Source organism: Kocuria gwangalliensis, assembly GCF_039544365.1.
Classification (GTDB): Bacteria; Actinomycetota; Actinomycetes; order Actinomycetales; family Micrococcaceae; genus Kocuria; species Kocuria gwangalliensis.
In genome coordinates, this window is record NZ_BAABLN010000003.1 from 68,576 (window position 1) to 93,259 (window position 24,684).

A 24,684-nucleotide genomic window follows, 5' to 3' on the forward strand; every position below is an offset into this window, starting at 1 on the left:
GTGTTTCATGTCCCTCAGTCCCTGCGGGCGCCCGGGCGGGGTTGGTGTTTTCCCGTCATACCGCCGAGCGGGCTGGCGAGTTTCTCGAGAACGGGCATGGCGGCGTCGAGCGCGGCCAGTTCCTTGTCATCCAGCCGCGCAAGAACCTCGGCAACCACCTCGTTGCGGTGGCGGTCTTCAGCTGCAATCACGTTGTGGCCACGGCGCGTGAGCTTCACGAGAACCGCGCGAGCATCGGCGGGGTCTGGCCGGCGTTCCACCAGGCCAGCCTTCATGAGGCGGTCCACACTCTGGGTTGCGGTGGGCGTGCGAACTCCGAGGTTCGCTGCAATAGTCGTCATGCGCACCCCGCCGTCTGTCAACATGGACATGAGGCTGATCTGCTGACTGGTGAGCTCCCGCGTGTTGTCCATCCGCCGGAGAAAGAACACCCCGTGACGCAGCGCCGTTCGAAGTTTCTCAGCACTTTCAAGGGGCGCACGGCCCAGGGACCGGCTCTCAACGTCGGGAGTCTTCTCCATGGTTAGTTAACTTAACTTATGCTGCGGAAAATAGCAAGGTGGTCAAGGGCAGCACTGAGTATCCGGCAGCTACACAGCGCTATGTGACGTAAATGTTGAAATCGGCGCCGAATTCGGCACTTCCCTCACACCAGACTCACTCTCTCCAGTTACCTCACACGACACTCGCGAGCCCGGCATTTCCCTCACACCAGTCTCACCGAACCGGCGCATCCCGGTGGACGTCGACGCGCGGCTCACAAAATCTGCGCGAACCGCTTCACCCCCTCCCGGATCCGCACCGGCGAGACTCCGGAAAACGCGAGCCGCACGGCATCGGAGGGCCGACCGTCCTCGTAGCATGCGGAACCGGGCACCAGGACAATGCCCTGTTCGATCACGTCCCGCAGCAAATGATCATTCTCGGCCAGTCCGGGCACCGTGACCCACGTAAAGAAGCCTCCGGTCGGTTCCGTCCACGACGCGCGCTCGGGCATGAACTCCTCCAACGCTGCGTTCATGGCCTCCCACCGCTCCCGGTAGAGCCCCACCGCCCGGTCCAACGCCGGCCCCCACTGCTCGGAGCCCACCCACGCGGTCACCAGCGACTGCGCCAGATTGGACGGGTGGATCACCACGGATTCGGCCGCGATCTGCAACCGCCCGCGCACCTCCGGCGGCGCCACGAGCCAGCCTACCCGCAGCCCCGGGGCGAAAATCTTGGAGAAACTGCCCAGGTGAATCACGTGTTCCGGGTCCAGGCTGTGCATTGACCGCAACGGGCCGGAGCGGTCGAAGGACAGCAGCGCGTAGGGGTCGTCCTCCACGATCATCACGTCACGTTCGGCGCAGACCCGTACCAATTCACTGCGCCGCTCGGCCGGCATGCTCACGCCCGTGGGGTTCTGGTAGCTCGGGATCACGTACACGAACGGAACCCGTTTACCCTCGGCAGCCAGCTCATCCAGCGCGGTGGCGACATGCTCGGGATCCAGACCATGGTCATCGAGTTCCACGTGGCGGACGTCCACCTCGTACGCACCGAAGACACCCAGGGCGCCCACATAGGTGGGTCCCTCCGCGAGGACCACCTCCCCGGGGTTGCAGAACAGTTTGGTCACCAGGTCCAGGCCGGCCTGCGATCCCGTGGTGGGAAGCACATCCGCGGAGGTGATATTCGAACCACCCCGGGACATGAGGTGCACGACCAGGTCTCGCAACGGCGTCGTCCCCGCGCCGGAACCGTACTGCAGAATCTCCCCGGCCCGTTCGGCCAACAGAGAGGACGCCAGGGCACCGATGTCCCCGCCGGGCAACACGGACAGGTCCGGGTTTCCGCCGGCCAGCGAGACCACGGACGGGTCCATGGCGGTTTCGAACACCGCACGCACCGGTGAGGGGCGGAACTCCGCCGCGCGTGCTGCAAACTCCACCGTCACTTCCCCGCTCCGTACCGCGCGCCGGAGATGCCGTACGCCGGACCGTCGGGGGCGGCGTCGGGGCCCAGGCTGATGAGCGTGATCAGCTCGTAAACCACGTGAGCCGCGGCAATACCGGTGATCTCCGCGTGATCATAGGCGGGGGCGACCTCCACGACATCGCACGCGACCACGTCCAGGCCACGCAGGCCGCGCAGGATCTCCAGAACCTCGCGGCTGGTCATGCCGCCAGCCTCGGGAGTGCCGGTGCCGGGTGCGTGGGCGGGATCCAGGACGTCGATGTCGAGGGAGACGTAGAGCGGGCGCCCGCCCACGTGCTCGCGCAGGGTGCGCACCACCTCATCCACGCCGGAGCGCATGATGTCAGCGGAGGAGACGATCCGGAAACCGAAGGACGCGTCGTCCTCCAGGTCCTTGGTCCCGTAGAGCGGTCCGCGGGTGCCCACGTGTATGACGGCGTCCGTGTCGATGATGCCCTCTTCGAACGCGCGGCGGAACGGTGTGCCGTGCGTGAACTCCGCACCGAAATAGGTGTCCCACGTGTCCAGGTGCGCGTCGAAATGCAGCAGCGCGATCTTGCCGTGCCGGGAATGAGCGGCACGCATCAGAGGCAGCGCAATGGTGTGATCCCCACCGATGGCCACGATCTTGGTGTCCGAACCCATGAGTTCCAGCGCGCCGGTCTCAATGGCCGAAATCGCGTCCTTGATGTCGAACGGGTTACCCACCAGGTCCCCGGCGTCCGCGACCTGCAGGTGCGCGAACGGCGAATGGTTCTGAGCCGGGTTGTAGGGGCGCAGCAGCCGTGAGGATTCCCGCACGTGATTGGGGCCGAAACGCGCGCCGGAGCGGTAGGAGACGCCGGAGTCGAACGGGATTCCAACCACGGCAATGTCCGTGTGGTCGACCTGATCCGTGCGCGGCAAGCGGGCGAACGTGGCGGGTCCAGCCCACCGCGGGGTGAGGGCGGCGTTGACCGGGCCCACACGTTCGTGCCCGTCAGCCGTGGTTTCCACAATGCGTTCCGGTTCCATGGGTTCTCCCTTCCTCCCGAGGATCACTCGGGGCACCACACGCTCCGGGGGCGACCAGGATGTGGTCGGCTCGGAGTCTCAGCAGTGCTATTTTTTTGTGACCTAGTGCATAAACCCTATGCCCTGGACCCGTTTCGCGAGCTCATCCCCGCGCGTCACGGCAGCCCCCGCCGTGCCCCAAGGAGAACCCTTCATGAATGTTCTTGTCATCGTGCTGTACCTGGTGGCCATGGTGGTCATCGGCCTGTGGGCGGCACGCCGGGCCAAGACGGCCACGGATTACCGCGTGGCCGGCCGGCGGCTCGGCCCCGGTCTGTACACCTCCACCATGGCCGCGGTGGTCCTGGGCGGTGCGTCCACCGTGGGCGGCGTGGGTTTGGGCTACCAGTACGGGATCTCCGGCATGTGGCTCGTGGTCGCCATCGCCACCGGCCTGGCCGCGCTGAGCCTCTTCTTCGCCGGGCGCATCCAGTCGCTCAAGGTCTTCACGGTCTCGCAGATGCTGCAGTTGCGCTATGGGGACCGCGGCGGTGCCAGCGCGTCGTCGTTCGTGATGCTTGCCTACACGCTGATGATCTCGGTGACCTCCACGGCGGCCTACGCGTCGATTTTCTCCGTGCTGTTCCCCATTTCCCGCCCGTGGGCCATTCTGCTGGGCGGTGCCGTGGTGATCGCGTATTCCGTGCTGGGCGGCATGTGGTCCATTACCCTCACCGACTTGATGCAGTTCGTGTTCATGACCGTGGGCATGTTCCTGGTCCTGCTGCCGTTCTCGATCTCCGCCGCCGGCGGCATTTCCGGGCTGACCGAGCGGCTCGACTCCACTTACTTCGAGTGGGGCTCCATGGGCTCCCAGGCAATCATCACGCAGTTCGTGGTCTACGGCTTTGGCATGCTGATCGGCCAGGACATCTGGCAGCGTGTCTTCACGGCACGTTCGCCGCAGGTCGCGCGGTGGGCCGGTCTGGGTGCCGCCGTTTACGTGGCTCTGTACGGTGTGGCCGGTGCGCTCATCGGCACCGCCGCGGCGGCCGTGCTTCCCAATCTCTCCGTACCAGAAGAGGCGTTCGCCGCCATGGCCCAGATGCACGTTCCCGCCGGCCTGGGTGGCGTGGTGCTCGCCGCCGGTGTCGCGGCCATGATGTCCACGGCCTCCGGCGCCATGATCGCCGCCTCCACGGTGGCCCGCGTTGACGTGGTCCCCACCCTCAAGGATCTGTTCGGGGCTTCCCCCGACGACGTCGCTCGCGCCCGCTCCGAGGACGCCTCCGTTTTCAAGGACCGCGTCTACGTGGTGGTCGTGGGACTGGTGGTCACGTTCGTCTCCATGCTGGTCCCGTCCACCGTGGTGGCCCTGACCATTGCGTACAACGTGCTGGTTGGCGGGCTGTTGGTCGCCATTCTGGGCGGGCTGGTCTGGAAGCGCGGCACGGCAATGGGCGCGGCCGGATCCATGGCCGTGGGCTCATTGGTCACACTGGTGTCGATGGCTGCGTTCGGTGTGCTCGCCAACTCCCCCATTTACCTGGGTCTCCTGACCTCGCTGCTCGTGTACGTAGTGGTGTCACTGCTGACCAAGCGCACCTCGACGGAGGTTTCCGCCAAGTGGTCCCGCCGGATCAAGGAGGCCACGTCCTGAGCGAGAACCCAGGCCCATGGCGGTCCCGGAGAGTTGAGATATCAGGGATGCATACGGTTCGGCTGCCGTAATCCCTGGTCATTCTTGGCGGGCGCGGTTAGCCTGGTAAGCATGCTGATGGTAACGCGCCTCGACCCACCATGGGTCCGGCCACATCGGCGTGACCTCTAGGAGGATCACGTGTTCACTCATCGCCAAACACTTCAGTACAACTCCACCCCCGAAGCCCCTGACGCGGTCTACGCCCGCAAGCTACAAGAGGTGATCGGTGGTCAGTACGGGGAAATCACCGTGGCCATGCAGTACAGCTTCCAGGCATGGAACGCTCATATTCCCGGTAAGTACCGGGACATGCTCTTCGGCACCGCCGCCGAGGAGTTCGGCCACGTGGAAATGCTCGCCACCATGGTTGCCCAGCTGTTGGAAAAGGCACCCCTGGGCATCACGGAGGAAGCCATTCAGAACGACCCCGCCGTGGCCGCCGTGATCGGTGGCACCGATGTGCAGCACGGGATCGTCGCCGGCGCCGGTGCCCGCCCCGTGGACTCGATGGGCAACCCATGGTCCGGCTCCTACGTCACCGCCAGCGGTAACCTCCTGGCGGACATGACGTCCAACATCAACGCCGAGATGCAGGGCCGCACCCAGGTGGCAAGGCTCTACCACATGACCGACGACCACGGGATCCGGGACATGCTCTCGTTCCTGCTGGCCCGCGACACCATGCACCAGAACCAGTGGGTCGCAGCGGTCAAGGAACTTCAGGAGGACGGGCTGGAGGAGATGCCCACGCCGTCGAACTTCCCGCAGTCCAAGGAGGCCACCGAGTACTCCTACGACTACTACAACTTCTCGGACGGGCCCGCCGCCGCCGAGGGCTCCTGGGCCTCGGGACCCACTCCCGACGGCAAGGGAACCTTCGGGTACCAGGCCGAGCCGATGGCCGGGGTGCCGATGCCGCCGCCCACCCACCCGGATGCCCGTTTCTACGGAACCACCGAGCAGCCCAATATGGTGGAGAAGGCTGCCGGCAGGATCCAGGACAAGCTCAACAAGGAGTAGTCTCCGCGCGTTCATTGCTTGAGAGCGGCTCCTCGCCACGGGCGGGGGGCCGCTCCTCCATATCCTGGGCTTTGCCTCCGAGGACACGAGACGGTGGGTGGCGTGGTGGCTCCCGCGTGCCGCGCCCTTTACAGTGCTGAACATCACTACTTCTGGAAGGACGTCGCCTCGTGACCACTCAGACCGAAGCACCCGAGCGCACCCAACACCCGGAGCGCACCGTGGCTCGCGCGGTCCTGGAGACCCTGCGCGGCTACGGGATCGACACGGTGTTCGGCATTCCGGGCACGCACTCGCTCGAGTTCTACCGGCCGCTGCGCGCGCTGGGGATCCGGGCGATCACCACGCGGCACGAGCAGGGCGCGTCCTACGGCGCGGACGGCTGGTCGCAGATGCGCGGGCTGCCGGGCGTGGTCATCACGACCTCCGGGCCGGGGCTGCTGAATTCGCTCTCCGGTGCGGCCACCGCCTACGCCGAATCCCGACCCATGATCCTGCTGTCCCCGGGACGCCCGGTGGGGCAGGATTTCCGGGACATCGGGTCGCTGCACGAGACCAAGAACCCTTCCGCGGCCGTCAACGCCATCGTGGGTCAGTCCCGCCGCGTGACCTCCGGGGCCGAGGCCGTGATCATGATTCACGACGCCATGCGCGACTTCACCCACTCCCGCCCGCGGCCCATCCACATTGAAATTCCGCTGGACATTCTGGAGGGCCCGGCGGACGTTCCCGCCTCAGCTACTGCCCCGCGCCCCCTGGGTGCACCGCAACCCGCACCGGCGTCCGACGTCGCCGCGGCGGCTACCGCTCTCGCCGCAGCGTCCCGCCCGGTCATCTTGGCCGGCGGTGGCTCGTTGGCCGCGGGCCCCCGGTTGCTGGAGCTGGCCGAGCTGCTCGAAGCTCCCGTGATCACCACGACCAACGGTAAGGGCGCGATCCCGGAAAAGCACCGGTTGTCCCTGGGCGCGGACCTTCGACTGAGCACCGCGCATTCATTCCTGCGCACCGCCGATGCCCTGTTGGTCATCGGCTCCAAGGTGGGCGAGGCGGAGCTGTGGGGCGGCGACATCACCCCCCGGGGCCCGATCATTCGCGTGGACATCATGCGCGATCAAATGCTGTGCAACCTCACGCCGGACATCGAGGTTCCCGGCAATTCGTCCGCCGTGGTGTCGCAGTTGCTGGAGGCGCTGCGCGCGGAAGGTGGGAGCGGCGTCGGCGAGCGCGAAGCCCCGGATTTACGGGAAGTCTTCGACGCCATGGACAACGAGGGCCGCCAGTGGGCTCCGGACCTGGCCGCGCTCAACGAGACGATCATGGAGGTGGTCCCGGACAACACGATCATGGCCGGCGACTCGTCCCAGGTGACGTACATGGGGTCCACCACGTTCTTCCGCGCACCCACCCCGCACTCGCTGCTGTACATGGGCACGTACGCAACCCTGGGTTACGGACTGCCCGCGGCGATCGGTGCCAAGTTGGCCGCCCCGGATCGTCCGGTGGTGTGCCTGCTGGGCGACGGTGCCCTGATGTTCAGCATCCAGGAACTGATGACCGCGGTGGAACTCGACCTGGACCTGCCGATCATTTGCGTGGACAACGGGGGGTACGGCGAGATTCGGCAGGGCATGGTGGACCGTGACATCGACCCGTTGGCCGTGGACCTCGAACAGCCGGATTGGGTGCAGCTCGCGGAAGCCTTCGGCGCTACCGGGCTGTCCGCCACCATGGACAGTCTGGCATCCACCGTGGAACAGGCCCTGAGCATCTCCGGCCCGAGCCTGGTGCACCTACGAATCTGAGCCCGTAGTCACCCGCAACCTGATTGACGTTAGGACCACCCGCCACCGTAGTCCGTCATCTGATCGACGATAACGCCCAGAAACTCGGAAAGTTTGGTTGAAATGTCGATCAGATGACGCCGTGGCGAGTGCAAGGTTCGTAACGTCGATCAGCGCGGGTTTGTGACGTGCCAGCGACCCCTATGCCGCGGCTGCTCCCAGGTACCCGTTGGGATCCAGAACAAACTTGGTGGCCGCACCGCGATCGAATTGCTCGTACCCCTGGGGTGCATCCTCCAGGGGAATCGCCACGGCATTGACCGCCTTGGCGATGTGGATCCGGTCGTGCAGGATGGCCATCATCAGCTGCCGGTTGTACTTCATGACGGGGCACTGACCCGTGGTGAAGGCCAGGGACTTCGCCCAACCCGTACCCAGGGACAGGGACAGGGATCCCTTTTGCGAAGCCTCATCAATGCCGCCCGGATCGCCGGTAACGTAAAGCCCCGGAATGCCGAGTTCGCCGCCCGCGCGAGTGATATCCATGAGTGAGTTGAGCACGGTGGCGGGCGCTTCTTCGGCGTCCTTGCCGTGACCGCGCGCCTCGAAACCAACCGCGTCAATGGCGCAATCCACCTCGGGGACGCCCAGAATCTGCTCAATCTGATCCTGCGGATCACCCTCCGTGAGGTTGACCGTCTCGCACCCGAAACTGCGGGCCTGCGCCAGTCGATCCTCATTCATATCGGCCACGATGACCACGGCCGCACCGAGCAGCAACGCCGACGCCGCCGCGGCAAGCCCCACGGGCCCCGCACCGGCGATGTACACGGTCGAACCAACCGTGACCCCGGAGGTCACGGCACCGTGGAACCCTGTGGGCAGAATGTCCGAGAGCATGGTCAGGTCCATGATTTTCTCCAGGGCCTGGTCCCGATCGGGGAACTTCAACAGGTTCCAGTCCGCGTAGGGCACCAGGACGTACTGCGCTTGTCCTCCGACCCAGCCGCCCATGTCGACGTAACCGTAGGCGGAACCCGGACGGTCCGGGTTCACATTCAAACAAATGCCCGTTTTGCGTTCCTTACAGTTGCGGCACCGACCGCAGGAAATGTTGAACGGGACCGAGCAAATGTCACCGACCTTGATGAACTCGACACCGGGCCCCACCTCGACGACTTCTCCGGTGATTTCATGTCCCAGGACCAGATCCTGGGGAGCCGTGGTTCGACCGCGCACCATGTGCTGATCGGAGCCGCAAATGTTGGTGGCAATGGTTTTCAGAATGACGCCGTGGGGAACCTTGCGCCCCACATTGGCCGGGTTCACGCCCGGACCGTCCTTGAGTTCGAACTCCGGGTAGGGGGTGTCAATGACTTGGACCTTGCCTGGACCTTCGTAAGCAACCGCTCGATTGTCGGCCATAACGGATCTTCCTCCCGATGAGCTACATGCGTGCTTTTTTGTGATGTGAATCACACACGGTCCTGTCCATCGTACTCCCCGGGCTTCTATGGTTAATGCATGAACCGGCCGTTCACATCACTCGTGAAGAAGATCCTCAACGCCCGTGGGGGCAGACCAGAGGCATTCCTGGTTTTCCAACACCACCCCGAGACCTCTGATGCACCACTCGTGGCACTCACCCGCACTGAGTTCACTGCCCGCGCCATCGAGAAGCAACAACTGTCCGTCCGGCCCACGTATCGCGTGACGTGGCAGCGCTTCACCATTCCTGACGCGACCGCAGTGGGCGACGGCGACCAGCTGTTCGTTGTTGTCGAGGGCAACCGCAGCCGGCATTCCCATGCGCCGGTGGAGCGCAACCCGAAACCACTGGGCGTTTTCGCCACCGAGAAGGCCGCACAACAGGTCAACGGCGCAAAACACCTCCGGGCGGTGACCGTTGGCTGGCAGGACCTCAATGTGTGGGATCACCTGGACCGATCATGAAAACCGCAGACACTCCTGCTATCCATGACTCATGACCCGGGCCGCTGAACACTTCGACATTCTCATTATCGGCGCCGGCCTGAGTGGTATTGGCGCGGCCTGCATACTGAGTCGGGACCACCCGCACAAGACCATTGGCATTCTGGAGTCCCGCTGCGCCACGGGAGGTACATGGGACTTGTTCCGCTACCCCGGTGTGCGCGCAGATTCGGATCTGTATACCTTTGGCTACGGATTTCGGCCGTGGAGCGGGCCGCAGTCCATTGCGGAGGGCTCGGCCATCCTGCAGTACATCCGTGAGACCGCCGACGAGTACGGCGTGAACGATCTCATTCGTTTCAACCAGCGCATGGTTGCCGCGGACTGGTCCACCCGGCACGGTCACTGGTGCGTCACCGTGGAACGTACCGCCGCACCTGTTGACCGCGGCTCCGACCTCGACCACGGCGCTCGGCGGCCCTCCGCGCGGGGCCCCGCCGCGGCGTCGTCGGCGACAAGCGAACCCTCCGGAAAGGGCGAGTATCTGGAGCTGACGGCATCCTGGCTTTTCAACGCAACCGGCTATTACCGCTACGACAAACCCAACGAGCCGGACATCAGGGGCCTGCGGCACTTCGCGGGCACGGTGGTGCACCCGCAATTGTGGCCCCGGGACATGGCGGTCGCGGGTAAGAACGTGGTGGTCATCGGCAGTGGTGCCACCGCCGTCTCACTGCTGCCGGCGCTCGTGGACCGGGGCGCGGACGTGACCATGGTGCAACGCACGCCCAGTTACATCATTCCCGTTCCCACGCAGAATCGGCTGGCCAAGGCGCTGAAGCCTCGCCTGGGTGAGGAGCGGACCGCGCACGTGGCCCGAGCGGTCGCCACGCGCCAGCAGCGGCTGCTCTGGAAGACGAGCAAGATCGCGCCGCACCTGGTCAAAGGCGCGATCGCGGCCGTCAACAAGACGCAACTGCCCGACCACGTGTCCGTCAGGGAGCATTTCAATCCGCCCTACAAACCATGGGATCAACGCGTGTGTGTGGCTCCCGGCGGGGATTTCCACCGTGCCCTGAAATCCGAGCGCGGTCACGTGGTCACGGGGAGCATCGACGAAATCACCGAGTCCGGCGTGCGCATGGAGAACGGCCAGCACATCCCCGCGGACCTCCTGATCACGGCCACCGGGTTCAATGTGTTGCTGTTCGGCGGGGCCCGATTCAGTATTGACGGCGCGCCCGTGGACCTCACCGAAAAAATCGCCTACCGCGGCGTCATGCTCAGTGACATGCCCAACTTCGCGTTCGCCATCGGGTACACCAATGCGTCCTGGACGCTCAAGATCGGTTTGCTCGTGGACTGGTTTTCTCGCCTCCTCGCGCACATGGACGGGATCGGTGCGACCTCCGTGCGGCCGGTCGCGCCGGAAGGCCTCCCCACCAAGCCCCTGCTCGACTTCGACGCCGGGTACGTCCAGCGCGCCCTCGACGGCCTGCCTCAACAAGGCACCCGCAGTCCGTGGCTGATGTCCATGAGCTACCTCGCGGATCGCCGCGAGCTCAGATCACGGCCCGTGGTCGACGAGTTCTTGCGGTTCGACGACGCCGCCGCCCCCGTTCTCGAGGAACTCCCGACCCTGCTCGCGGGGCCGGGAGACAAGGGGGCGGAACACATCGTGGACCTCGGAGACGGCCGCACCATGTGCGTTCGCATGGACGGCCCCGAGGACGGACCGGTGGTCATCATGATCACCGGCTTGGCGTTCGACCTCACCGCGTGGCCCATTTCCTTCCTGAAGTCCCTGGTCATGGAGGGATTTCGTGTGGTGCGTATCGACAACCGGGACGAGGGCCGCTCGTTCCGCGCCACGTCCAAGGCGCCGTCGGTGCGGCAGTTGCTGAGCGGTGATCTCCCCGAGGGTCAATACACCGTGGAGGACATGAGCGAGGACGTCGCGGACACCATGCGGGCACTGGGAGTGGATCGCGCGGACGTCATCGGCTTTTCACTGGGCGGGATGATCGCGCAGTCGCTGGCCGCTCACCACCCGGAGCTGGTCCGCCGTCTCGTGTCCCTGTGTTCAACCACCGGCGACCCCGAGGTGGGGACCACCACAACGTCCACGGCGGCCATGCTGATGCTTCCGGGAGCCCCCAACCGGTCCGTGTACATCCGAGGCCGCGTGATCATCGGGCGCCACTTGGCCGGACCGGGTTACCCCATCGACGAGGCCTACGAGGCACAGTTGGCCGCCGCCCATTGGGATCGCAGCCTCGACCCGCACGGGGAATCCGCGGCCATGCGGCGTCAGATCGGTGCCATTCGCGCCTCCGGAAACCGTGCCGAGGTGCTCGCGGACATCACCGCCCCCACCCTGGTGATCCACGGTGACAAGGACAAGATCGTGCGCCCGGACGGGGGCCCGGCCACCGCGGACGCCATCCCCGGGGCAACATTCATCGAGATCCCCGGAATGGGTCACCAACTCCACCCCGCGTTGATGCCCACCCTGCTGGGTTACGTCAACGAACACCTCGTGGCACCGCAACAGCGCCCCACTTCATGATCCCGATGCACACCACCGACCCGACCGCACCCCACACCACCAGCGTGGGGGTCAGAAGCGTGATGATTTCCAGCAACGGCGGAACCACCACGCAAATCAACCCGATCAGCACGGCCGAAGGTCTCAGCCGAAGTTTGCCCCACGGTGTCGCAGAGGCCCGCTCAACCCTGACCAGCGCGGCGGCCACCGCGAGCACTGCGGCCCAGCACACCACCGCCAGGGGAACCCGCAGCAACCACCACGCCCACGAACCAGGAACCGGATCGTAACCGCCCGTGAAGTGCCACGCGGCCATGACCAGAATGATCACCGGTAGGTGCCACAGATAAATGGTCATGGCGCGCGTTCCCACCGCGACCACGACCGCTTGCGCCACGCGCCAACGCATGAGGCGGTTGAGCGCGGGGGTGCACACCTGCAGCACGCACGCCTGGGCCAGACCCAGCAAGACCATGCACAGCGTGGGTGGGTTCAGATTGGTGAGCATGTCCGGCGCGTACCGCCCGGAGACCACGCACACGGCCAGCAGTCCGTAGCAGAGCGCCGCGATTGCAAGTAGGGTGACCGTGCGACGCGCGGCGAACCAGCCGTCCGCCCGGAAGAACCCGAGTTGCTGAATCAGCGGCCACACGAACAGCATGTTCAACAGCCCCCACCACTGTTGGTCCGTGGCGATCCGCAGCAGATCCACGGCCACCACGCAGGAGAGCAGGAACCAGCACCACACCCAGCCCATGCGCTCGTGCACATCCAAGAACGTGGGGGCCAACGCCTGCGAAATCAAGTAGGCGGCCAGGAACCACAGGGGCATACCCATGCCGGAGAGCGCGAACGTCACCAGCTCCTCGCCGACACCGGCCGCCAACGCAATCCATGCACCGGCCGCGAAGACCAACCACAGCACGGCCGCGGGTTGCATGAGTCGCAGGGTGCGTTCGCGAACGTACTCGGCCGGTGCCGCTCCCCTGGCCCGACGCCGCCGGATCGCCCCCGCGGTGGCCACCCCACCGACCACGAAGAACAGCGGCATGACCTGCGCGATCCACGTGGCCCACCAGTACCAGGGCTGTTCGGTGGGAACCATGACGGAGCGCAGTTCCCCGGTGTCCGGGTCTGCCGTGAGGGTCACCATGAGTATGTGAATGAACACCACGGCAATCACACAGCCCACTCTGGCGGCGTCCGCCGCGAGGTCCCGCTCCGCGAGTGCCACAGAACCGGCGGCCCGGGTGGGGGCGGAGTGGGTTTGCACACCGTCGCTCATGAAAAGCAGTGTAAGCAGAGACGATGACCGCCGGGCACATCTGAGGGGCCGGCAGCGCCTCCGAGCCCCGCAAACAAGGTGCTGACGGCCCCTCAGATGCAGGTCACGGCCCCGGCGGACCCAGCGTCCACGCGCGGAGGTGGGGAAAACCCCACCTCGACTCGGTGGCTAACTCTGGCGCGGAAAACAGGGGCAAAACGTAGCGTTGTGGCCATGAGCACTCCAGACCCGCGCCGGACTCCCCCGTGGGAACCCACGGAAGCGATTCCGGCAGACACAGCGCACACCCGTCCACTTCCACCGCACGGAACACCGCAGCCCCCGCAGAACAAGCAACTTTCGCGCGGCTCTACGCCTACTCAGGCCTCCTCCCCCGAGTGGAGTGCCTTTTCCCCCAGGACCATGTTCTTCGGAACGCTCGATCTGGTGATCGATGCGCTGTTGAACTTCTTCTGGGTCGTGGTGATCGGCACGCTGATCGTCACCGGTATCGCCATGATCCCCGCGGTGGGCCTGGGACTGCTGGTCCTGGCCGGAACCGTGTACGTGATCTGGGCGGCGGTGTGGCTGGAACGGCGGCGATCGGCGTCGTCATTCGGTCTGGACCTGCGTGACCCGCAGCGACGCCGCACCCCGCGCACGGACTGGGTGCGGGTGCCCCACCAACTGTGGTTGGACGCGACCGACGGTTCCATGTGGTTGGGATTCCTGCACCTGATCCTCACCTTCATTCTGGGTGTGCTCTCCGCCATCTCGCTGGTGATGATCGGCGCCGGCATCGTGGGCGCGTTGTCACCTCTGTTCGCCCCGGCGGACTCCCTTGCGCAGCGCTTCTTCGTGCCCGTACCCGGGTGGCCCGAGTGGTCCGGTGTGCTGGCAAGCATCCTGACCGCCCTCATCGGTCTGGTCCTACTGGCTCTGCTCACCCTGGCCCACCGTGGCCTGTCCGCCACGCTGCTGCGGCTGAGCGAGGCGGCTGCTCTTCGGCGTGAGGCGGACGAGTCCCGCCGTCAGGTCGAGTACGCGACCGAGGCCCGCGAATCCGCGGTCCGCGGCGCTCACACCGAACGCTCCCGCATTGAACGCGACCTGCACGACGGCGTTCAGCCCCAGTTGGTCTCGGTGGCCATGAACCTGTCGATGGCCAAGTCACGCGTCGATACGGACCCCGCCGCGGCCAAGGAACTGATCACCGAGGCCCACGGCACCACCAAGGCCGCAATCACCGAGTTACGCCGCCTGGCGCGTGGTTTTCACCCCGCCGTTCTACAGGACCGCGGGCTCGACGCCGCCATCTCGGCCGTGGCCGCTCAGGCCTCGTTCCCCGTCACGGTGAACGTGAACGTCCCGCGGCTGAAGCCGGAAACCGAGGCCGCTGTGTACTTCGCGGTGTCCGAGTCTTTGACCAACGCCGTCAAACATTCCGGCGCCCGCACGGCTGACGTGGCCGTGTCCCTCCAGGACGGTGACGTTCCCGGGACCTCCACCGTGGTGGCCGGAATTCGCGACTACGGCCGCGGCGGCGCACACGTGGTACCCGGTGGTGGACTGTCCGGGATCGAGGATCGGATCCGTTCCGCGGGAGGCCAGTTCTTCTTGAACTCCCCCACCGGCGGTCCCACCGAAGTAATCGTGCAGCTACCGCTGGGCGCACCCGCCCGCCGCGATACCAACGTGCCTGCCGGCAACCGGGGTGCGAGCGGCGTCGTCGAAAATCAAGGAGCGTGACGCCGTGCGTATCGTGATCGCCGAAGACGCCGTGTTGCTGCGGGCCGGTCTGGTCCGTCTGCTCACCGACGCCGGTCACCAGGTGATTGCCGAGACCGACACCGCCGAGGGCCTCGTGAAGGCCGTGGAGGAACACCACCCGGACTTCGCGCTGGTGGACGTGCGACTCCCGCCCTCGTTCACCGACGAGGGAATTCGCGCCGCGGTGCTCATCCGCTCCGCCTACCCCGAGGTGGCCGTGCTCGTGCTCTCCCAATACGTGGAGGAGCGCTACGCCTCCGAACTGATCGCCTCTCGCCGCGAGGGTCTGGGGTATTTGCTCAAGGATCGCGTGGCGGACGTGGACCAGTTCCTGGAATCCGTGCAGACCGTGGGCCAGGGCGGGACCGTGCTGGACCCGGAGGTACTGACCCAGATCCTGGTGCGCTCCCGACAACGCGAGGACCTGCAACTGCTCTCGCCCCGCGAGCGCGAAGTGCTGGGGCTGATGGCGCAGGGCCTGTCCAACGCGTCGATTGCCACCAACCTGTATTTGACCGAATCGGCCGTGGAGAAGCACATCGGCTCGATCTTCATGAAGCTCGGGGTGACGTCAGCGACCGGCAACCGCCGCGTGCTGGCCGTTCTCAAGTACCTGGGCTACCCGGATCACTCTTTTTAGGACACCGCCATGAGCACACAATTTCCCCCTTCCCAGCCCGACGGCGCTCCCCACGGATCACCCGACCCCTCACCCGACCGGGCGCGCCAGTCCGCGCCCACCGCGGGGCCGCACCCCACCAATCCACCCATCAGCCGGGGCCAACGCCGCGGCTGGAACACCGCGACCGGCATCATTGGCGGCCTGTGCGCACTGTCCTTGCTGGTGGGCGGCGCGGGAGCTGCGGCCGCTGCGGTAATGACCCAGGAACGCTCGGACACCTGGACGGCCTCCTCGGATGCATCACGTATCGAGGTGGACGCCCAGAGCGCCAACGTTCACGTTGTCACCAGTCCCACCGCCGAACACGTGGCGGTCGAGTGGCAGGAAATCGGCTGGGGATTGGACGATCAACGCAGCCCGCGGGAAGCGGACGGCGTGATTCGCGTTGCCGCCCCCGAACAGTCCTCACGGTGGAACGGCGGCATCAACAACATTCGGATCACCGTTCCCGAGGACGATTCCCTCGCGTCCCTGGACCTCAGGGCGACCCACGGGATCGTGGACATTTCCGGCGCATTCGACCGGGTCGACCTCAGCTCCGACTACGGCTCCCTGAGCGGTCATTCCGTGAAGGCCAAGGAGCTGGGGGCTCGCACCGTCAACGGTCAGGTACTGCTGGACGGCGTGGAGGTCAGCGACCGCCTGGACGCCCACACGCGTAACGGCCTCACGTCCGTCCGCGTGAGCGGCACTGCACCCAAGCAGACGTCCGTGACCGCCGAGAACGGGGTCTACGAACTCAAGTTGCCCACCGCCGACTACTGGTACCCCGCCAACTCGCAGCAGAGTTTCGCCGACCCGCGCTCACCCGAGACGGTCACGCCGGAGTGGAGCCGACACAACGGGTCGTTCGATTCGAGTTTCGACGATTACGACGCTGCGCCGTCACCTGCCGTGAGCCCCTCGACCACCGCGGGCGGGTCGCCCAGCGCTTCCCCGAGCACCGGGGCGTCGAACACGCCCGGTGCGGCGCCGTCGAACTCCGCACGTGACCGGTCCGGGTTCGTCACGGCGTGGAGCTCCCAGGAGGCTTGCGCATCCGCACCCGGCGATCGACCGTGTCTGTTCGTGGCCGGTGAGCCCGTCAGCTCCCAGGACAGCGCGGACATGCGCTACTGGCGCGAACAGTGGAACTCCGCCTACGACGATGCCATGACCAACGACCCGTGGAATGATGTGGACAACTGAGCGGGTGAGAACCGGCCGAGTTCCATGGGCATAGGCCAACGCACGCGGGTCCGTACCTCCGAGTGAGGCGCGGACCCGCGTTTTCGGTGGCTGGGCTGGGGCCCTACGCTGGTTCCCGTGAGCCCTTCCCACATCCTTAGAGCCCGCATTGCGGTGTCGTTGTTGTTCATGACCAACGGCGCGATTTACGCGAACCTGCTGCCGCGGTTCCCCGAGATCAAGGACATGTTCGAACTGTCCAACGCCATGTACGGGCTGGTGCTGATTGCCCTACCCATTGGCGGTGTGGTGGCGGGGCCGCTGCCCGCGCCGATCATTCGGCGCTTCGGAACGGCGCCCGCCGCGGCGGTCGGTTCGGTGCTGTTGGCCGGCGCCGTGTTCTTTGCCGGGTCCATTCCCCACGTGGCCGTGTTCTTCGTGGGGCTGCTCCTCGCCGGCGCACTGGACGCCGTGGTCGATACCGCCCAGAACGCTCAGGGGCTGCGAGTGCAACGGCTGGCGGGTGTCTCGATGATCAACTCGATGCACGCGTTGTGGAGTGTGGGTGCCGTGCTGGGCGGTCTCATGGGCACCGCGGCGATCGCCCTGCACATGCCTCTGCCGATCCACCTGGGATTGAGCGGCGTCTTGTTCGCGGCGATAGCACTGGGGGCCATGCGTTTTTCGCTCCCGGACAGCCATGAAGTTCCCGCGGAGGTTATGACGGACACCGCCGGTGTCCCCATCATTCCGGCGGGCGCGGGTAAGGCGCTGCTGACCCTCGTGCCCTTCGCGGTGATTGCAATGTCCGGGGTGCTCGTCGAGGACATCGGCAACAACTGGGCCGCCGTGTATCTCCGGGACACCCTGGGCGCCGCGGCCACCGTGATGGGTTTCGGGTACGTGGTCATGGTGAGCGCGCAGTTCATCGGTCGTCTGCTGGGCGACCGGATGATCAACGCCTTTGGGGAAGTGAACATCACGCGTTTCGGCGGCGCCCTGATCTTCCTGGGTATGGGCACCGTGATTCTCGCCGTCAACGTCCCCATGGCCCTGGTGGGCTTCGGCCTGGCCGGATTCGGTTGCGCGACCTTGGTGCCCAGCGCGTACGCCGCGGCGGACCGCGCTCCCGGACTCAAACCCGGCACCGGGCTCACACTGGTCAGCTGGAGCATGCGGTTGATCTTTTTGATTTCTCCACCCGTGGTGGGTGCTCTCGCGGACACCGTGGGACTTCGCATTGCCATCACGTTCGTACCGCTCATGGGCCTTCTGGCAATCATCTTCGCCCGGTCGCTGCGGATCCGGGGTAGGGGCCGCTGACCTCCCGTCCGAGGGATTTAAGGTTCCCTATTACTGCTTAGAGAGGGGAATGCGGTAATAGGGAACCATATATCGTCGCTACTCTTCTGGGACGGAGCTGTCACCGACGTCCTGAGACACAGCAGGACCGCAGCCTGTGGATAACGGAATCTGCGTCGGCGGGTATTCGCGTAGGTTCCAGGGATGAAACGTGTTCCCGCCTTGGACCTGGGTGAATGCCCAGTGGTGAAGCCCTTTGCCGACTGGGGCCGCCGGAATGAACAGCTCTTCCGGGACCCCACCATGCAATTGCTCGCCAGAGGGGTCTGGGTTCAACATTCCGAACCGTTGTCACCCCTTCAACGAGCAGCGCTTCTGCAACGACACTTGCGGACGGGCGGTAACCAGCTGCGTGTCACCGGGCTGAACGCACTTGAACTCTTGGATCTGCCCATTGGGGAAACACAGAGCTGGGTCAACCCACTACTGGGCCACCGGGCACCGGAAAGGGGGCTGGAGTTTGAGACCGCCAAGTTGACTCCCCATCTGTCGTGGCACGGAACCCGCATCAGGACTTTCGCTGGTCAGCTTAGGATTACCAAGTCCCGCGGTCTCAACCGGTATTACGGCCCGTGGGGTTGCTTTGTCGCGCACCCAGTAGAGGCTCTGGTCGTGGCGGCACCCTGCCTGTCGATGTGGAGACTCATTGCGTGCATTGACGCTTTGCTGTCACGCAGAATCGTGGTCGATGAAGAAGTCCCCCTGCAAGAGTTCACCGCCGACGTGATCGACGACGCCCTCGACCTGTTCCCACCCAGTTCGCCGTCTGTCCGCCGTGTGCGTGCCGCTCTTCGAGCCGCGTATGACCAGGTGTGGTCGCCCAACGAAACGCTGACCCGGCTCATCGCGCTACGCCACGGTTTGCCTCCACCCAGGACGAATTATCACGTGATACCGCGAGGCAGACATTTCTACATCGATCTGGCCTGGCCCGATTCAATGACCGCGATCGAATACAACGGGGAAGTGCACTACACAAAGCGATCCCACTACGAGGACGAAAATTACCGGATCCAACTCCTCCGGGAGTCCGGTTGGGACGTGCACGTTCTTGTGTGGCGCGATCTTTGGGACCCTGAGCGACGTCGAACCTGGCTCGACTTCTTGGCCAGGAAGCTGGGGCCGCCCACCGGAACGATTTAAGGTTCCTTATCCCCGATTTATCTGCCCGAAAAGGGAATAAGGAACCATAAATCCGGAGTGCGGGTCAGTTGAGCCGGAGTGCGGGTCAGCCCGCGGGGTCTGCCGCGGGGTCCACATAGACGGGAACCTTGGCGAGCATCGTCTGTAGCTTGGTGAGTTCCGCTGTGGCCGCCGCCGTGAGCTTCTTGTTCTTCGGAGCAGCTGCCGCTTTCCCGACCGCGGTCTGCGTAGCCGTCAGCTGGGCCGTGAACTTCGGGTCCTGCTGGTCCAGCTTGGCGGTCGCCAACTGCTGAGACAACAACGGCAGCGTGGAGTTCAGCTGCGAACCCGGGCCGAACTGCTGCTCCGGAGTCAACGTCAGCTGCTGACTCACGAGCACCTGTGTGCGCTGCTGTAGCTGCTCCAGCGTGGTCAGCGTGGTGATGTCTGCGGTGTAGGGGTTGACCGTGGGCTTCGTCGGCTTGGTGGTCTCGGGCACCGGGACCTTCACCGGGTCGGCCGGCTTGGTGGTCTCGGGCTCAGGGGCCTTCAGCGAATCGGCCTGCTTGGTCGGATCTGCGGGCGTGGTGGGCTCGACCGGCGCCGGCTTCTTCGTGTTGGTAGGTGCAGGCTGGGGCTTCGACTTGTTGGTCTCGCTGGGAGGCGGCTGGGGCTCCTGCTTGCCTGTGTTCGCGGGTGCGGGCTTGACCGGATCGCCCGTTGACGCAGGTTTGGTGGTGGCAGGGGTGGTGGCAGGCTTCGGCTTCGTGGTCGCGTCGGCCTTCTTTCCGTTGTCCTTTTCGGACGTGTTCGACGGCGCGCCGGAGCCGCTGCCCTGCGACGCACCACCACTCGCGCCGGAGCCGCTGCCCTGCGACGTACCACCACTCGGGCGGGACGCCGTGTCATCGGGGGTTTCGTCGGACGGACTGCCCGCGTTCACGCGATCCTCGGCGTCGTCGTTGGAGCTGGAGGAGCTCCGGGACGGGCTCGGCTGGGGGGAACGGGACTCGGTCGAGGGAGACTGCGAGCCGCCACTCCGGGACGGGCTCGGCTGAGCGGAACGGGACTCGGTGGGCGAGGTTTTCGGCTCTTGAGCCTGACTCGGCTGCGCCTTTGCCGCGCTCGCCTCGGGTGCCGGGCCGGAGGCAGCGCCGCCGTCGGAGCCGGCCTTAGCGTCGGCGTCGGAACCGGAGGCAGCGCCGCCGTCGGAAGCTCCGGCAGCACTGTCCTCCGCCGGGGCTGTTTCCTGACTCAGCGCGATGATGTGCTCCTGCTCGTCAGCGGGAACCTCGGACACGGGACCGTTGTCCGTTCCGGGTGCGGAACCGTTGTCGGTGGTGGCCTGATCGGTCCGGGCCTGGTCCTCCAGGGAGTACTTGGGGCGGGAGGCGGGGATGATGCCTTCGCCGGTCTCCCAATCGAAGGACTGGGCGTCCACGGCTTTGCCCTGAACCCACGTTTCGAAGTGCAGGTGCGGGCCGGTCACGCGCAGGCCGGTCTGGCCGATGGTGCCGAGCTGCTCGGAAGCTGTCAACGGGTCGCCCACCTGCACCATCACGTCCTTGAGGTGGTTGTAGGTGGTTTTCACACCGTCCGCGTGGGAGACCTCCACGCGGTTGCCGCCCCATTCATCCCAAAACACCGCGGTGACGGTGCCTTCCAGGGCAGCGACGACCGGAGTGCCTTCAGAGGTGGAGATGTCCGTGCCGTTGTGGAACTCTCGGTCCCCGGTGTCCGGGGCGGTGCGCCAACCGAACTGACCGCCGTCCAGAACCGTGGGGGGCTGGGCAGGAGCAATGATCGTGTTGAAGGGCAGTTCACCCTCAAAGGTGGCGGGGGCACGCTTGGCCGGGGCCACCGAGGACGGCGCGGACTCGGTACCGGCATCGGACACGTTACGTACCTGGCTGGCCACGTAATCCTGAGGGGTGTCCTGAACGTTCGGCAGCAGGGCCTCGTCGGGAACGGCGGCGAACAGGGACGGGCGGGATTCACCTTGATCGCCTGCGGTGATCTGACCGAACGCGCCGCGGTTCTGCTGGTTTTCAGCCGACTCGTCCGACGTCTCGCTGGCGTATGCGGATTCCCACGGCGCTGGTGCTGAGCCATTGCTCATGGCAACGCTGACCGCGACCAAAGCGGAGAACGAAGCAAAGGCGGTCAAGGCCATGGACGGGCGCCTGGCCGCCGCATGACGGACACGTGAACGAGCCATAATCAGTTGTAATCTCCCCGGAGCTTGACCTCGACACCGTTTGCCCGCGATATCGATGATTAGTAAAGCAATCGTAGATGAATCCAGGGTTGATAAACAGTGTCGCCTCACCCACTTAAACGCCCTATTTCAGGAAATTCAGTACTTTCCGCGCCAAGAATCCTGCACCAGCCCGCGAACGTACGCCGCCTGCCCGAGGTGCTGTGCGGCGTCGTCGATCGTGGACACGATCCGCACCCCGCGCGTGACGGGAGGATCCCACGAATCATCGATGACTTGGTCCAGGTCGGAGTCGCTCAGGGTAACCAGATAGTCGACCGTTGCCGAGGTGACCGCATTCAGATAGCCCAGCAGCAGGTCCGGGTCGGTGACGCGAACGCGCGCGACGTCATCCGGGCCGTCACCGAAACCGAAGTCGTCCGGGTCCCGGTCCAGGTCGAATTTTTCGTCCCAGCCCTGCGCGGTCCAGACCTGTGGCTCTTTCGAGAGGTGCGCTATTTGCGCGTCCTGCTGTCGGCTCGCGTGCCAGATCAACCACGCGATCGAGTTCTGTGTGTCCCCGGGCATGCGGTTGAGCGTGTCCACGGAGATTCCCTGCAAGACTTCACCGGCCACCCGCGCGGGCCGTTGCGCCGCGTCCACCAACAGTTCTTTCGCGCTCATGCTTGGCTGCCTTTCGCTCGACGTCTCCGCTGGTCACTTTACGACGACGCCGCCGGGGCCGTAAGGGGGCCGCGCACCTGGGACTCGCCGGCCGCGGTTTCCGTACTGCACCGACCGGGGAACGGCTCAGAACTCCCGCTCGGCCTCAGTTGAGCTCGATGCGATCCGTAGGCAGGGGATCATGGAATCGAACCTTGCGATCTGCACGCAGAACGCGGAAGATCACGGCGGCCACCACCACTACCGCGAGACCCCCCACCAGGCTGCTCCCCTGCATCCCGTAGGAGAAGGCCGCGGTTGCGGTTTCCATGACGCTCTCGGTCCACGGGCCGCTCTGGGCCACCTCAACGGCGCCGCCCAGGGTCTGGTGAGCGACGTCAGCCTGCTCGGGGCTCAGCGCCTGGGGAAGACTCAAGTGGGACTGGTAGAACGCGGTGGTCAGGCCGCCGAGCACGGCAGTACCCAGGACGGCGCCCACTTCGTACCCGGTTTCGGACACGGCCGACGCCGCACCCGCCTTGGCTTCGGGCACCGAGGACACCACGAGGTCGGTGGACAGCGTGGTGGCGAGACCGCCACCGGCGCTCATGGCCGCAAAGCCCACCAGCACCGGAAGCGCGGAACTCTGCTGATCGGTGAGGGCCACGATCACGAACCCACCGGCAATCAGCAACAGCCCCGTGACGATTGCCGTGCGAACACCGAACGTCACGGCCACCTTGGCGGCCGCCATGCCCGTCACAATGGCCAGCAGCAGCCCGGGGACCATCAGCAGACCAGCGGTCATGGGGTCCTTACCACCCACCAGCTGGAGGTGCTGGGTCAGGAAGAAGAGGAAACCGAACATTGCGATGCTGGCCGTCACGTTGACCGTGAGACCACCGGAGAAACGGGAGCTGCGGAAGAAGCGCAGGTCCAGCATCGGGTAGTTCTTGGCCACCTGGCGGTGGGCGAATAACACTCCGTTCAGCACGCCGAACGCCATGATCAACAGCCCCTGCAGCACGGAACCGCCGGTGGCCAGGGATTTAATGGCGTAAACGACCGGGGCCATGGCCAGGACGGCCAGCACAATGGACAGCGGGTCCACGGGTCCGGGATGGGGGTCCCTCGACTCCGGCAGGAGCAACGGGCCCGCGATCAAGAACGCCACGAGAACCGGGATGGCCAGCAGGAACACCGAACCCCACCAGAAGTGGTTGAGCAAGAAGCCACCGGCAATCGGTCCCAGTGCGGCACCGGCGCTGAAGCCGGCGGTCCAGATGGCAATGGCCAGGCGCCGCTCATGATCGTCCCGGAACACGGTGCGCATCAAGGACAGCGTGGCCGGCAACAACATGGAGCCGAACACGGCGATCCCCACGCGAGCGGCCACCAACCATCCAGCGGTGGGCGCGAATGCGGCCAAGGCAGAGATGACACCGAAACCCGTGGAGCCGATCATGAGGATCTTGCGCCGTCCGATCCGGTCCCCCAGACTGCCCATGGGAATCAGGAGGGCGGCCAGGATCAGCGGATACACGTCCACGATCCACAACAACTGCGACGCCGTGGGATGCAGGGCCCGGGAAATGGCGGGCAGCGCGAAACTGAGGGCCGTGTTGTTCACGGACACCAGGAGCACCGGCAGCATGAGGACGGCCAGGGCGCCCCACTCTCGGGCACCAGCTTTCTGCCGCTGATCGATCACGGTGGACACGATGAAGACCTCCTCGGTTCTCTGCTGCCGGCTGTTCGGCGTGGATTCGCGAAAAGTACTTCGTCGTACTGCGCGGGCGGGGCCGTTGTGGAACGGGCCAATTAATTACTATACCGACTAGACGGTACAGTTAACGACGAACGCGGGGCAATATTCCCCGGATCCGTTTGGGAGAGGTTTTGCTCACATGCCCCGCAAACCACTGGCTCGGGACAAGCTACTCGAGGCCTTCGAGCACATCGTCCTCACGGACGGCGAGCGCGCCGCAACGCTCGACGCCGTCGCCGCGGCCGCCGGTGTCTCCAAGGGTGGCCTGCTCTACCACTTCCCGCACCGGCAGGCCCTGGTGGGCGCCATGCTGGTCGATCTCGAGTCCCTTGCGGCCGAGGACCTCGAGCGATTGACCGCCTCACCCCGTGGTGCCGCGCGCGAGTTCCTCGCGACCTCGCTCTACGAAGACAGTAAGTTGGACCGTGCCCTGGTCGTCGCCTCCCGCCTCATCCAGGCCGGCGACGACGCCGCTCGCGCCGCCTACGCGCGCATCGAGGGGAACTGGTTGACCGCGGTACTCGAGGACGTGGGTGACCCCGTTGTTGCCACCGCCGTGGTGTGCATGGGCGACGGGCTCTACCAGCAAGCTTCCATGGGTTTACTGCCCGAAAGCCCTGAGGAGAAGCAGGAAACACTTGAGCACCTCATGGCCGCGCTGGACCGGTTGACCGCCTAGGTACATGGCCGTTTGACCGGGCAATCGCTGGACCGAGGGGGGTTCGTCTGCTCGCCGGTCGAGCCGACGAAGCCG

Annotated in this window: 19 protein-coding genes; 11 read left to right on the forward strand and 8 right to left on the reverse strand. The window is 65.5% G+C overall.

Annotation, left to right across the window (positions count from 1 at the left end):
* Positions 1-14 precede the first annotated feature (14 nt).
* The 3 genes from ABEA06_RS02245 to speB form a co-directional block, all read right to left on the reverse strand.
* The gene (locus ABEA06_RS02245; RefSeq protein WP_303383347.1) at positions 15-521 is read right to left on the reverse strand and encodes a MarR family winged helix-turn-helix transcriptional regulator; all 507 of its coding nucleotides are present in this window, start codon (positions 519-521) and stop codon (positions 15-17) included.
* A 236-nt stretch (positions 522-757) separates the two neighbouring features.
* Entirely contained in the window at positions 758-1,933 is a 1,176-nt protein-coding gene (locus ABEA06_RS02250; RefSeq protein WP_345310423.1) for an aminotransferase-like domain-containing protein, read from the reverse strand.
* 2 nt (positions 1,934-1,935) lie between these two features.
* A complete protein-coding gene (gene speB / locus ABEA06_RS02255) occupies positions 1,936-2,973 on the reverse strand; it encodes an agmatinase (protein WP_345310424.1) in 1,038 nt (345 codons plus the stop codon).
* Positions 2,974-3,166: 193 nt separating this feature from the next.
* On the opposite strand from speB, the gene ABEA06_RS02260 reads away from it, so the two are divergent.
* The 3 genes from ABEA06_RS02260 to ABEA06_RS02270 all read left to right on the forward strand — a co-directional run bounded on the left by ABEA06_RS02260 (position 3,167) and on the right by ABEA06_RS02270 (position 7,476).
* On the forward strand, positions 3,167-4,612 hold the full coding sequence (locus ABEA06_RS02260; protein WP_345310425.1) for a sodium:solute symporter family protein: 1,446 nt from the start codon (positions 3,167-3,169) through the stop codon (positions 4,610-4,612).
* Positions 4,613-4,792: 180 nt separating this feature from the next.
* The gene (locus tag ABEA06_RS02265; RefSeq protein WP_303382881.1) at positions 4,793-5,674 is read left to right on the forward strand and encodes a manganese catalase; all 882 of its coding nucleotides are present in this window, start codon (positions 4,793-4,795) and stop codon (positions 5,672-5,674) included.
* 170 nt (positions 5,675-5,844) lie between these two features.
* A complete protein-coding gene (locus tag ABEA06_RS02270) occupies positions 5,845-7,476 on the forward strand; it encodes a thiamine pyrophosphate-binding protein (RefSeq protein ID WP_345310426.1) in 1,632 nt (543 codons plus the stop codon).
* A gap of 180 nt (positions 7,477-7,656) precedes the next feature.
* Here ABEA06_RS02270 and fdhA read toward each other — a convergent pair whose 3' ends face one another.
* A complete protein-coding gene (gene fdhA, locus ABEA06_RS02275; protein WP_303382879.1) occupies positions 7,657-8,880 on the reverse strand; it encodes a formaldehyde dehydrogenase, glutathione-independent in 1,224 nt (407 codons plus the stop codon).
* A gap of 99 nt (positions 8,881-8,979) precedes the next feature.
* On the opposite strand from fdhA, the gene ABEA06_RS02280 reads away from it, so the two are divergent.
* Positions 8,980-9,408 (forward strand): hypothetical protein, encoded by a 429-nt coding sequence (locus ABEA06_RS02280; protein WP_303382878.1) that lies wholly within the window; start codon positions 8,980-8,982, stop codon positions 9,406-9,408.
* Between the two features lie 31 nt (positions 9,409-9,439).
* The gene (locus ABEA06_RS02285) at positions 9,440-11,956 is read left to right on the forward strand and encodes an alpha/beta fold hydrolase (protein WP_345310427.1); all 2,517 of its coding nucleotides are present in this window, start codon (positions 9,440-9,442) and stop codon (positions 11,954-11,956) included.
* Here the strand turns inward: ABEA06_RS02285 and ABEA06_RS02290 are convergent.
* Positions 11,913-13,220, reverse strand: coding sequence for an acyltransferase family protein (locus ABEA06_RS02290; protein ID WP_303382884.1), 1,308 nt, complete (start codon positions 13,218-13,220; stop codon positions 11,913-11,915). The genes ABEA06_RS02285 and ABEA06_RS02290 overlap by 44 nt on opposite strands.
* 402 nt (positions 13,221-13,622) lie before the next feature.
* Between ABEA06_RS02290 and ABEA06_RS02295 the strand changes: the two genes are divergently transcribed.
* The 5 genes from ABEA06_RS02295 (at position 13,623) to ABEA06_RS02315 (ending at position 19,323) form a co-directional block, all read left to right on the forward strand.
* Positions 13,623-14,948, forward strand: a complete 1,326-nt coding sequence (locus ABEA06_RS02295) for a sensor histidine kinase (protein ID WP_345310428.1) — start codon at positions 13,623-13,625, stop codon at positions 14,946-14,948.
* Between the two features lie 4 nt (positions 14,949-14,952).
* Entirely contained in the window at positions 14,953-15,609 is a 657-nt protein-coding gene (locus ABEA06_RS02300; protein WP_345310429.1) for a response regulator transcription factor, read from the forward strand.
* 9 nt (positions 15,610-15,618) lie between these two features.
* Positions 15,619-16,839 carry a DUF4097 family beta strand repeat-containing protein gene (locus ABEA06_RS02305; protein WP_345310430.1) on the forward strand — a complete coding sequence of 407 codons (1,221 nt, stop codon included), beginning with the start codon at positions 15,619-15,621 and terminating at the stop codon, positions 16,837-16,839.
* Positions 16,840-16,956: 117 nt separating this feature from the next.
* The gene (locus ABEA06_RS02310; RefSeq protein WP_345310431.1) at positions 16,957-18,141 is read left to right on the forward strand and encodes an MFS transporter; all 1,185 of its coding nucleotides are present in this window, start codon (positions 16,957-16,959) and stop codon (positions 18,139-18,141) included.
* 183 nt (positions 18,142-18,324) lie between these two features.
* On the forward strand, positions 18,325-19,323 hold the full coding sequence (locus tag ABEA06_RS02315; protein WP_345310432.1) for a hypothetical protein: 999 nt from the start codon (positions 18,325-18,327) through the stop codon (positions 19,321-19,323).
* 85 nt (positions 19,324-19,408) lie between these two features.
* On the opposite strand, the gene ABEA06_RS02320 is transcribed toward ABEA06_RS02315, so the two are convergent.
* The 3 genes from ABEA06_RS02320 to ABEA06_RS02330 all read right to left on the reverse strand — a co-directional run bounded on the left by ABEA06_RS02320 (position 19,409) and on the right by ABEA06_RS02330 (position 23,882).
* On the reverse strand, positions 19,409-21,520 hold the full coding sequence (locus ABEA06_RS02320) for a peptidoglycan DD-metalloendopeptidase family protein (RefSeq protein WP_345310433.1): 2,112 nt from the start codon (positions 21,518-21,520) through the stop codon (positions 19,409-19,411).
* Positions 21,521-21,658: 138 nt separating this feature from the next.
* Positions 21,659-22,183: a mycothiol transferase gene (locus ABEA06_RS02325; protein ID WP_345310434.1), complete on the reverse strand. Its 525-nt coding sequence runs from the start codon at positions 22,181-22,183 to the stop codon at positions 21,659-21,661.
* Positions 22,184-22,328: 145 nt separating this feature from the next.
* A complete protein-coding gene (locus ABEA06_RS02330) occupies positions 22,329-23,882 on the reverse strand; it encodes an MFS transporter (protein WP_345310435.1) in 1,554 nt (517 codons plus the stop codon).
* Positions 23,883-24,069: 187 nt separating this feature from the next.
* Here ABEA06_RS02330 and ABEA06_RS02335 point away from each other — a divergent pair, with 187 nt between their 5' ends.
* On the forward strand, positions 24,070-24,609 hold the full coding sequence (locus ABEA06_RS02335) for a TetR family transcriptional regulator (RefSeq protein ID WP_312396550.1): 540 nt from the start codon (positions 24,070-24,072) through the stop codon (positions 24,607-24,609).
* Positions 24,610-24,684: the final 75 nt, after the last annotated feature.

Excerpts from the sequence above, each read along its gene's own strand:
- ABEA06_RS02245 (WP_303383347.1), bottom strand. The coding sequence starts at position 521 with ATGGAGAAGACTCCCGACGTTGAGAGCCGGTCCCTGGGCCGTGCGCCC.
- speB (WP_345310424.1), bottom strand. The coding sequence starts at position 2,973 with ATGGAACCGGAACGCATTGTGGAAACCACGGCTGACGGGCACGAACGT.
- ABEA06_RS02260 (WP_345310425.1), top strand. The coding sequence starts at position 3,167 with ATGAATGTTCTTGTCATCGTGCTGTACCTGGTGGCCATGGTGGTCATC.
- fdhA (WP_303382879.1), bottom strand. The coding sequence starts at position 8,880 with ATGGCCGACAATCGAGCGGTTGCTTACGAAGGTCCAGGCAAGGTCCAA.
- ABEA06_RS02280 (WP_303382878.1), top strand. The coding sequence starts at position 8,980 with ATGAACCGGCCGTTCACATCACTCGTGAAGAAGATCCTCAACGCCCGT.
- ABEA06_RS02285 (WP_345310427.1), top strand. The coding sequence starts at position 9,440 with ATGACCCGGGCCGCTGAACACTTCGACATTCTCATTATCGGCGCCGGC.
- ABEA06_RS02290 (WP_303382884.1), bottom strand. The coding sequence starts at position 13,220 with ATGAGCGACGGTGTGCAAACCCACTCCGCCCCCACCCGGGCCGCCGGT.
- ABEA06_RS02295 (WP_345310428.1), top strand. The coding sequence starts at position 13,623 with ATGTTCTTCGGAACGCTCGATCTGGTGATCGATGCGCTGTTGAACTTC.
- ABEA06_RS02305 (WP_345310430.1), top strand. The coding sequence starts at position 15,619 with ATGAGCACACAATTTCCCCCTTCCCAGCCCGACGGCGCTCCCCACGGA.
- ABEA06_RS02315 (WP_345310432.1), top strand. The coding sequence starts at position 18,325 with ATGAAACGTGTTCCCGCCTTGGACCTGGGTGAATGCCCAGTGGTGAAG.
- ABEA06_RS02320 (WP_345310433.1), bottom strand. The coding sequence starts at position 21,520 with ATGGCTCGTTCACGTGTCCGTCATGCGGCGGCCAGGCGCCCGTCCATG.
- ABEA06_RS02325 (WP_345310434.1), bottom strand. The coding sequence starts at position 22,183 with ATGAGCGCGAAAGAACTGTTGGTGGACGCGGCGCAACGGCCCGCGCGG.
- ABEA06_RS02335 (WP_312396550.1), top strand. The coding sequence starts at position 24,070 with ATGCCCCGCAAACCACTGGCTCGGGACAAGCTACTCGAGGCCTTCGAG.